The sequence below is a fragment of the Bacillota bacterium genome, assembly GCA_024655925.1.
In the GTDB taxonomy this organism is placed as follows: domain Bacteria; phylum Bacillota; class DTU025; order DTU025; family JANLFS01; genus JANLFS01.
This window is the reverse complement of the sequence record JANLFS010000064.1, coordinates 7,747-15,774: the sequence shown is the minus strand read 5'-3', so window position 1 is coordinate 15,774 and position 8,028 is coordinate 7,747. Positions and strand designations below refer to the sequence as shown.

Sequence of the window (8,028 nt, the reverse complement as noted above, 5' to 3'; positions counted from 1 at the left end):
CCGGAAGGTCGTCACGTTCACACAGCCGTGCGGCCGCGAGTTCCAGCACAAGCCTGGGGTTGGACGACCGCCTGGCCTCCTGCTCGCCCCAGCTGAGTATCGCCAGTGCCCGCAGGATATCTTGCCTGGTGAAGATCTGAGCTTGTGCGACGATCTCGTCCATCACGGCCTCAGGCACTTCGATGAGTTCGGACGGGTTGGGACACTCCATGGCCACGAACACGTTCCTGAGATGCTCCACCATGTCCAGGGCGAACTGCCTGGGGTCGCCTCCGCCCTCTACGACTTCCTTAATAACCGCCAGCATAGGCCCGGGTTCCCGGCCAGCGATGGCCCGAGCGAACCGGTTGACCGAGTCCAGGGCAGAGACGCCGAGCAGCTCTAGGACAGATTCCACCGACACATGATCTGACCATGTGGAGGCCTGCTCGAGGATGCTCAGCGCATCCCTGGCCGACCCCTCTGCACGCCTAGCTATCAGGGCTATTGCACCAGGATCAGCCGCAATCCCGTGTTCCTCCGCAACCCGGGCGAGGTGCGCACTGAGCTCAGGCACTGAGAGCCGGTTGAAGTCAAACCGTTGGCACCGCGACAGTATAGTGGGGAGAATGCTCTGGGGTTCCGTGGTGGCAAGAACGAACACCACGTGGGCCGGCGGCTCCTCCAGGGTCTTGAGGAGTGCGTTGAAAGCCTGGGAGGTCAGCATGTGAGCCTCATCTATGATGTAGACCTTGTACCGACCAAGTGTGGGTGCATAGGCGACCTTCTCTCTGAGATCGCGGATCTCCTCGATGCCCCTGTTGGATGCAGCATCAATCTCGATCACATCCATGGCATGGCCTTCGCGTATTCCGATGCAGGATGGGCAGGTACCGCACGGGTCCGGGGTAGGTCCCGAAGAGCAGTTGAGAGCGCGCGCCAGCACCCTTGCAGTGGAGGTCTTGCCGGTCCCGCGCGGCCCGGCAAACAGGTAGGCATGACTTATCCTACCTTGAGCAATGGCGTTTCTGAGAGTCCGCCGGACGTGCTCCTGCCCGATGATTTCCTCAAACGTCTGCGGACGCCATTTCCGGTAGAGTGAGACGTAGGTCAAACCGCACCCTCCCGTGATGGTTTCTGGGATCCACGCGCCAGGAGTATTCTCCCCTGTGCATCGCATGTCCTCCACACGTGCCCCACATACGCAGGCGGATATCAAACACGCGGGGGCAGATATGAAGACGGATGGCCCGCTAGGGCCATCCACCTGAGGAAAACCGGCCGTGCACCCTCCGTCGACAAGCTCTCCCAGGCGTAACCGCCGTAGCCAGCTCCAGTCAGGCAACCCCGCGGCACACGAGGTAATCTGCTTACCGCTGCTACCTTCCGGTCCTGACGGGGTTCACAGAGCCCCGTTGCGCAGGACCCGGCTATCAACGCCGCTTGCGACGGGCAGGACCCCAAGAGGGACAGGCCTCGGGAGGGAGTTCGACCCCGCTTGAGCGGATCGCGGGTACAGGGCACCGCTATCTCCCCGTCTAGCACGGCCGAAACTTCACCGACAAAATGGCGGAGAGGGCGGGATTCGAACCCGCGAGGCAGAGGTCATCTGCCTACTCGCTCTCCAGGCGAGCGCCTTAGACCATCTCAGCCACCTCTCCGCGCCCGGGCGCCAGTTCGCACCGGCTGCCCGGAATCTATGCAATTTTCATGGCGGAGAGAGTGAGATTCGAACTCACGGGGCAGTCACCCGCCCACTCGCTTTCGAGGCGAGCGCTTTCGACCACTCAGCCATCTCTCCGCGCTGGGTCGCCAGTTATCGCTTTGTCCGGAAGAAGTCCCCCAGCAAGGCCTCGCACTCTCCCGCCAGCACCGCTCCGGTCACTGTCACCCAGTGGTTCAGGCGAGTATCCCGGGGAATGTCCCAGATCGTCCCCGCCGCCCCGGCCTTGGGGTCGAACGCGCCATAGACCAGTCTTGCAAGCCTTGCCGCCACTACAGCCCCAGCACACATCGGGCACGGCTCAAGGGTCACATAAAGCGTCGCACCGTCGAGCCTCCATCCCCCGATGTGGGACGCAGCTTCCCTGATGGCAAGGATCTCCGCATGAGCGGTAGGATCAGCCTGGGCCTCCCTCTGGTTGTGCGCCCTAGCGACGATTTCGCCACCCATCACTACCACTGCGCCCACCGGGACCTCGCCGGCCCTCAGTGCTTCGTGAGCCTCGAAGATGGCCTGGCGCATGAACTGCTCGTCACGGCCCAAATCGAACACCGCCCCGGAGCTGCCTTGGGCTGCGTTCATATGTTAACACACGCCAGAAACGAAATCAACCGACCGAGCAGCAGTTGGCTGACTCACCTTCTACAGTGGACCGCCCCGATATGAGCACCACACGCGTTTGTAGCAGAAATATATCCTGTGCATACTGCAAAGTCGGCCGAGGTGTGGTGCCAATGTCGCGTGGACTCAGGTTTGATTATATGGGTATGATGGCATAGCGTGGAGGTGGTAACAGGAGGCGGCAACCGTGTTCGTGCGCGTCAAGAGGGTCCGGGAATACGAATACCTCCAGGTTGTTGAGAACCACCGTGAAGGCCGGAAGACGAAGCAGCGCGTAGTCGCTTCACTCGGGCGACTGGACCGTCTCCGTGAGGAAGGCCGAATTGACGCTATCCTCAAGTCCCTGGGACGGTACGGAAACGAGGCCCGAGTTCAACAGGCGCACGTTCATGGTGAGCTTGAGGCCGTCTCTTCTTTGAGTATAGGTCCTGCCCTTATCTTCGAAAGGCTGTGGGATGAGCTCGGGATCGGAAGCATCCTCCGAGGTTTGCTCGAGGGTTGTGGGTTTGAGTTCGATGTGGAGAGGGCTGTGTTCTCCGCAGAGTCCTCCAGAGGTTCTTCGAAGCAGGGTCTGACCGGCAGGCTATGCGCTGGATGGCGGGCACTTGGGTTCCGGGTCGCGAAGGTCTCCAGTTGCACCACCTGTACCGGGCCATGCGGTGGCTTGGACAGGTGAAAGGCCGGGTCGAGGAGGACCTATTCGAGTCCCAAAAGGACCTCTTCACCGGGGTTTCGCTGGTGTTCTTCCATACAGCTAGCATCCAGTTCGAAGGCACGGGCGGTGAACCCCACGGCGAACTTGGGCTTTCGAAGAGCCGGCGGAATCCTCACGGTGTGCTCGGTTGCAGACCGAAACATACTCAGTGACGAGGTGTTCCCAGAGCTTGAGGGCTGAGGCATGCAGTACATCGTCGGGGTCAGGCTGCGAGGGACACGGAAAGTCCGTGGCTTGGTTCTGAGCCGTGCAGGGAGGTACCAGGAAGTCGTGCATAACCTGAGGGCGGAAGAAGTCTGGGTCGATGGGCGTCGGTACATAGTCTGCCACAACCCCGAGGAAGAAGAGAAGGACCAGCGGGATCGCGAGATGCTCATCGAGGGCCTGAAAGAAGAGTTGAAGTCCGGCACGCCCAGTCTCACCAAGGACCCAGGGTACCGAAGGTTTCTCCGTGTGAACGGAGATGAGGTCTTCCTTGACGAGACAAAGATCAAAGAGGACGAGCAGTATGACGCCAAATGGGTCCTGAGAACGAACACCAGTCTGCCCGCAGATGAAGTGGTGGTCCAGTACAAGAATCTCTGGATGGTGGAGTCTACTTTCCGTAAGACCAAGGACCTGTTCGAGACGAGGCCGGTCTTCCACGAATGGGATGATACCATCCGCAGCCGCATCTTGTCGAGCTTTCTTGCCCTGGTCTTGCGGCATGAGCTCGAGGTCAGGCTGGAGCACCGGAACGAGGAGGTAAACTGGGCGGACGTGACCTGTGACATAGAAGCGCTGCAACAGGCCGCGGTCAGTCATGAGGGTAGACTCTACCGGCTACGTCTCCCCCTGCAAGGTGTATGCGCCAGAGTGTCTCGAGCCGTCGGCGCAGCCATCCCGCCCTCCGTGCAACCGGCGTAGCGGGGTGCCAAGGGTGTCTCTGTATTCGTATACGTATGGCTTAGGCACCTGTTCATTCAAGATCACTGCAGAAAATGGGATTGAATTGACCCGGCATCTTTTGAGCACAGTTTAGTTGACAGGTTTCAACAAGGAGGTTACGCCATGCCTGAAAGCGGAGAGCACGGACAGATGAGCGCGCACACTGAGATGTACCTGGAGCAACTGAAGCAGCGTGCTCCGGAGCGGCTCGAAGAGTTCGTGCGCCTGCAGAGGCTCGGAGATTACCTCAGAGAGAAACGGGAGGGCCAGGGGATGTCTGGCCGGGAGGTCGCAAGGAAGCTCGGCATCTCCCCGAACGTGGTCTCCGAAATCGAGACGGGCAAGAAATCCTACCCAGACCGGATCTACGAACGATTCGCAGACGCGGTCCACGCGGACCAGGACGAGGTGTTCGAGATCATCGGCAGGACGCCCCTCTACCTGCGCAGGTTCTTCGACGAGTCTCCGGGGCTGCAGGCCATCGCCCGTTTGGTCCTGGACCTGCCCGACCGTGAAGACTTGCTGCAGAAAGCCCTCGATGCAGTATCCCACAGGGTGGAGGACGCGAGGAGATGAAGGACTGAGCCTCGAGGCGGCGAAAATACCACCGACGTTCCATCCCATGGACGGAGGTGTCTGCCTGATGAGGCGGAGTGAAGAGCTTATCGGCCTGCCCGTGATCAGCATATCTGAGGGCCTGGAGGCCGGCAGGGTCAAGTGCCTGGTCATAAATGCTCCGAGTGCCCGAGTTTCGGCCATCGCGGTAGAAGGCGAGTGTTGGTTCGAGCCTCCAAGAGTAGTCGATTTCAGCCTCATATCTGCAGTCGGTGGCGACGCAATAACAGTCGAGAACCTTTCGGCCCTATGTGAGTTGTCCGCGCTTCCCGAGATCGCTGGGGACGCCCGTATTGGGGTCAGAGTCGCAGGCACGCGGGTAGTCACTCGGGCAGGCCGATTCATCGGGACGGTGCGCGACTTCACTGTCGACACCTCAACAGGACAGATAACCAGCCTGGAGGTGGATGGGCCTGACGCAGGAGTCGTGATCCCTGCTGAGCAGGTGATCACTCTGGGAAGGCACGTCGTCGTGGTTGAGGAGTCGGCAGGAGCCCGGCAGGAAGAGGGTACAGCGGATCATGCTCATGAACCGTTGGCGGCGCCTGCCACACCCAGCTCAGGTCCTCAGGATCTTGGCGTCCTCTTTCAGGCCAGGCACGAGAGGTTTCTCACCGGTAGGAAAGCCACCGCCACTGTCAGGGCTGACGACGGCACGGTCATCATCGAGCGGGGGCAGAGAGTGACACAGGCGGTGATCGACCGGGCCAACGCCCATGGGAGATTCGCTGAACTCTCAGCGAGCACCGAGACGGAGGAGCGGGAATAACCGAAAGAGGTGTTCTTGATGGACAGGTTCCAGATTCACCGCAACTTGATGAAGGCCGCCTTTGCTGAAGCTCGGGCTACCCCGAGCGACCAGAGACGAGGCTTGCCTCAGCCCCCCCTTGAGAAACCCCGCGACCCAAACGTCCCTCTGATAGACCTCCCGCCACCCCGCGATGCCACGCTTGTGGACCTCTCCTTCATTGACCTGCTCGAGAGGCGTGAGAGCCGCCGGGAGTACTCCCGCTCCCCCCTGTCCCAGGCTGAGCTGTCCTTCCTTCTCTGGGCCACACAAGGGGTGAAGAAGGTCATCCGCGACGGGTACGCCACCATGCGCACCGTCCCCTCCGGGGGGGCCCGCCACCCGTTCGAGACCTACCTGGTGGTGAACAGGGTAACCGGGCTCGAACCAGGTGTATACAGATACATCCCGCTCGGGCACAAGCTCCTCTTTCTCTTCACAGACAAGGACCTGGCCGGGAAGATTAGCTCCGCTTGCCTCGGCCAGGATTTCGTGGGCTCCTCGGCAGCGGTCTTCATCTGGAGTGTGATCCCCTACAGAGGAGAATGGCGGTACGGGGTGGCCGCCCACAAGACAATGTTGCAGGATATCGGCCATGTCTGCCAGAACCTCTATCTCGCGTGCGAGGCCATATCTGCGGGTACCTGTGCGATTGGTGCTTATGACCAAGCGATGATGGACGCCTTTCTCCGCCTTGACGGGGAAGATGAGTTCGTGGTGTATGCAGCTCCTGTAGGGAAAGTGGGGGCGCCGCGGTAGCCCTGCCCCGGGCCGCCCCGGCGCCCATCACATCATCTACATACGGCCAATTCAGGATTATCAGCGTCCTCCCGGAACGCCGTCCTCCCGGTGAGATCCTGCGCGCACCGCTCTGCCCTTCGACAGCCAGACGAGCCCAATGAGGGCTGCCCCGGCCATGTCAGTAAGAAGGCCGGGCCGGATCAGAAGCAGTGCTGCGGCCCCAAGAGCCAACCTCCGAAGCCAGGAGAGCCCCCCGAAGAACCAGCCTTCGATCGCGCCCGCAAGAGCCACGACACCCACGAGTGCTGTCACCGTAACGTGTAGGAGCTCTGAGAACGTGGCGTTCTGCCCCAGAAGCACTGGGCTCATCACGAACATGTACGGGACCAGGAACCCCGCAGATGCAAGCTTGAAGCCTTCGTACCCGGTTTTCGCGATGTTTCCACCCGAAATGCCGGCGGCCGCGAAAGCCGCCAAGGCCACGGGAGGAGTCACGTTGGCCAGCATGGCGAAGTAGAAGACAAAGAAGTGCGACACAAGAGGCGCCACCCCAAGCCTCGCCAATGCTGGAGCAGCCATGGTCGCCGTCAGGATGTAAGCCGGGATGGACGGCATTCCCAGGCCAAGGAAGATACAGGCGATCATGACGAAAAAGAGGGTCAGAAACAGGTTGCCCATGGACCAGCTGATGATGGACCCCGCGAGTTTTGTGCCGAGCCCAGTCAGGGTGGATATGCCCACCACGATGCCCACCACGGCGCAGGCGACAGCCACCGAGAGAGTGCTCCGGGCCCCTGCGTCCATCGCCTCCAAGATCCGCTTTGGAGTCATCCTGGTCTCTCTGCGGAACCAGCTCACCACGACCGATGCTATGATCCCGACGAACGCAGCGTAGGTTGGAGTGTACCCCGAGACCAGGAAGTATACTAGGGCGACTAGAGGTAGGAACAGGTATGCTCTGCTCCTGAGGAGGGGGCCGAGTTTCGGGACCTCCGATTCCTCCAGCCCGCGGAGGCGCCGCCGGGACGCTCGGAAATACACCATGGTGAGAGCGGCTATGTAGTAAAGGAGAGCGGGAACTATCGCCGCGTACATGATCCGCACGTATGGCACGCCAAGGGTCTCCGCCATGATGAACGCCGCCGCGCCCATCACAGGCGGCAGAATCTGACCCCCGCTCGAGGCCGCCGCCTCTACCCCTCCAGCAAATTCCGGACTGTACCCTATCTTCTTCATAAGAGGTATAGTGAAAGTCCCCGTGGTAACCACGTTCGCCACCGCAGAGCCGTTTATCGACCCCATGAACCCCGACGCGACCACCGCGACCTGAGCAGGGCCGCCCCTAGCCCGGCCGGCGATGGCGATCGCAAGGTCGTTGAAGAAGTCCCCCACTCCGGACTTGAGCAGGAATGCGCCGAAAAGGATGAAGAGAATCAAGTACTGCGCCGAAACCCCGATAGGGGTTCCGAATATCCCTTCCGTTGTCAGGGCCATATACTCAAGCACTTCCGGCACGTCGAATCCCCTGTGGCTCATCCTGCCTGGCACCAGGTAGCCGAAAAGCCCGTACGCCAGGAACATTGCAGCGAGCACAGGAAGGACCCAGCCCGTCACTCGTCTGCTCGCCTCGATCACGAGGACCACGATGATCAGCGCAACGATCAAGTCCTTCGTGTTCGGCATGCCCGCACGCATGACTATGCTGTGGTAGTTATTGATGATATATGTCGTAGCGTAGACCCCCAGGCATGCAAGGAGAAGGTCCACCCCGCGCAGCCAGGACGACGGGCGCGTCTTGTAGGACATCGGGTACACGATGAACACGATTGCGAACATGAAAGCAAGATGGGTCGACCGATGCACGAGTGCCGCAGGCGTCCCGCGCCATGCAGTCCAAAGATGATAGGCTGCCCACACAAC

At 60.7% G+C, this 8,028-nt stretch carries 9 protein-coding genes, 2 tRNA genes and 1 other RNA gene; 6 read left to right on the top strand and 6 right to left on the bottom strand.

All coding sequences use genetic code 11. The features are described 5' to 3' along the window. The 5 genes from dnaX to tadA all read right to left on the bottom strand — a co-directional run. A partial coding sequence (gene dnaX, locus NUW23_10580) for a DNA polymerase III subunit gamma/tau (protein ID MCR4426612.1) occupies positions 1-1,093 on the bottom strand: 1,093 nt, incomplete at its 3' end. 167 nt (positions 1,094-1,260) lie between these two features. Continuing rightward, an RNA gene (ffs, locus tag NUW23_10575) (signal recognition particle sRNA large type) lies at positions 1,261-1,526 on the bottom strand. Between the two features lie 20 nt (positions 1,527-1,546). Beyond that, positions 1,547-1,640: transfer RNA gene (locus NUW23_10570), tRNA-Ser, on the bottom strand. 50 nt (positions 1,641-1,690) lie between these two features. Further along, positions 1,691-1,780, bottom strand: a tRNA-Ser gene (locus NUW23_10565). A 15-nt stretch (positions 1,781-1,795) separates the two neighbouring features. Next, positions 1,796-2,284: a tRNA adenosine(34) deaminase TadA gene (tadA, locus tag NUW23_10560; GenBank protein MCR4426611.1), complete on the bottom strand. Its 489-nt coding sequence runs from the start codon at positions 2,282-2,284 to the stop codon at positions 1,796-1,798. Positions 2,285-2,510: 226 nt separating this feature from the next. Here tadA and NUW23_10555 point away from each other — a divergent pair, with 226 nt between their 5' ends. From NUW23_10555 to NUW23_10530, 6 genes are all read left to right on the top strand, one after another. After that, on the top strand, positions 2,511-2,999 hold the full coding sequence (locus tag NUW23_10555; protein ID MCR4426610.1) for a hypothetical protein: 489 nt from the start codon (positions 2,511-2,513) through the stop codon (positions 2,997-2,999). Further along, positions 2,996-3,190 (top strand): hypothetical protein, encoded by a 195-nt coding sequence (locus NUW23_10550; GenBank protein MCR4426609.1) that lies wholly within the window; start codon positions 2,996-2,998, stop codon positions 3,188-3,190. The genes NUW23_10555 and NUW23_10550 overlap by 4 nt, the downstream gene beginning before the upstream one ends. A 31-nt stretch (positions 3,191-3,221) precedes the next feature. Further along, a complete protein-coding gene (locus NUW23_10545) occupies positions 3,222-3,944 on the top strand; it encodes a transposase (protein ID MCR4426608.1) in 723 nt (240 codons plus the stop codon). Between the two features lie 144 nt (positions 3,945-4,088). Continuing rightward, the gene (locus NUW23_10540; protein ID MCR4426607.1) at positions 4,089-4,541 is read left to right on the top strand and encodes a helix-turn-helix domain-containing protein; all 453 of its coding nucleotides are present in this window, start codon (positions 4,089-4,091) and stop codon (positions 4,539-4,541) included. Positions 4,542-4,608: 67 nt separating this feature from the next. Beyond that, entirely contained in the window at positions 4,609-5,349 is a 741-nt protein-coding gene (locus NUW23_10535; GenBank protein ID MCR4426606.1) for a PRC-barrel domain-containing protein, read from the top strand. Between the two features lie 18 nt (positions 5,350-5,367). Continuing rightward, on the top strand, positions 5,368-6,126 hold the full coding sequence (locus NUW23_10530; GenBank protein ID MCR4426605.1) for a SagB/ThcOx family dehydrogenase: 759 nt from the start codon (positions 5,368-5,370) through the stop codon (positions 6,124-6,126). 60 nt (positions 6,127-6,186) lie between these two features. Here NUW23_10530 and NUW23_10525 read toward each other — a convergent pair. Continuing rightward, positions 6,187-8,028: TRAP transporter permease (locus NUW23_10525; protein ID MCR4426604.1), on the bottom strand; the 1,842-nt coding region annotated here is incomplete at its 5' end.

Excerpts from the sequence above, each read along its gene's own strand:
- NUW23_10545 (MCR4426608.1), top strand. The coding sequence starts at position 3,222 with ATGCAGTACATCGTCGGGGTCAGGCTGCGAGGGACACGGAAAGTCCGT.
- tadA (MCR4426611.1), bottom strand. The coding sequence starts at position 2,284 with ATGAACGCAGCCCAAGGCAGCTCCGGGGCGGTGTTCGATTTGGGCCGT.
- NUW23_10540 (MCR4426607.1), top strand. The coding sequence starts at position 4,089 with ATGCCTGAAAGCGGAGAGCACGGACAGATGAGCGCGCACACTGAGATG.
- NUW23_10530 (MCR4426605.1), top strand. The coding sequence starts at position 5,368 with ATGGACAGGTTCCAGATTCACCGCAACTTGATGAAGGCCGCCTTTGCT.
- NUW23_10535 (MCR4426606.1), top strand. The coding sequence starts at position 4,609 with ATGAGGCGGAGTGAAGAGCTTATCGGCCTGCCCGTGATCAGCATATCT.